General features: G+C 69.2%; 1 protein-coding gene. It reads right to left on the minus strand.

The features are described 5' to 3' along the window. The coding region (locus FK498_RS18895; protein WP_202614943.1) for an IS5 family transposase at window positions 1-803 on the minus strand (803 nt) is incomplete at both ends.

Below are 803 nucleotides of genomic sequence, written 5' to 3' on the forward strand. Positions count from 1 at the left end.
ATGTGGAACGTGCGAGGCGGCGCAGCAGGAGCATGACGGAGGCGGCGTAGAGGAAGGCGTTGGCGGAGGCGATGGTGGCCTCGAAATCTTTCGCCAGCCTGCGATTGCGGCCGATCCAGGCGAAGAAGCGTTCGACCACCCAGCGGCGTGCGTGGACGGCGAAGCCGACCTGACCCTTGGCCTTGCGGACGATCTGAAGCCGGATCGGGCTGGCTCTGGCAGGGCGGTCGCCGGCGTAGGCGGCATCGGCGTAGCCGAGTTGGATGAACGGCCAGCGACCACGCGAGGCGCGCAGCAGGGGCCGCCCGCCGTCTCGGTCCTGCACCGAGGCAGGATGGGCATCCAGGACCAGTCCGCGCCCGTCAGTATCGACCATGGCGTGGCGCTTGCGGCCCTTCACCTTCTTGCCGGCGTCGTAGCCGCGCGGCCCGCCGCTCTCGGTGGTCTTGACGCTCTGGCTATCGATCACCGCCGCGGTCGGACTGGCCTCGCGCCCGCACCGCTCGCGGTCGAGCATCACCAGGTGATGGTTCATGGCCTCCCATACCCCGCCATCGCGCAGCCGCGCGAACCAACGATACACCGTCTGCCACGGCGGGAAGCTGTCTGGCAAAAGCCGCCAGGCGCAGCCCGCGCGCAGCACATAGAAGATCGCGTTGATGATCTCGCGCAGTGGCCAAGCCCAGTGCCGGCCTCGGCAGGCCGGTCCGGGGAGCAGGGTTTCCAGGATGCCCCACTCGGCATCCGTCACGTCGCTCGCGTAGCGAAGGCCCGCACGGCTATGCTGCGCCCGGGTGGTTACG

Origin of the sequence: Elioraea sp. Yellowstone (assembly GCF_006704265.1) — a bacterium.
Taxonomy (GTDB): domain Bacteria; phylum Pseudomonadota; class Alphaproteobacteria; order Acetobacterales; family Acetobacteraceae; genus Elioraea.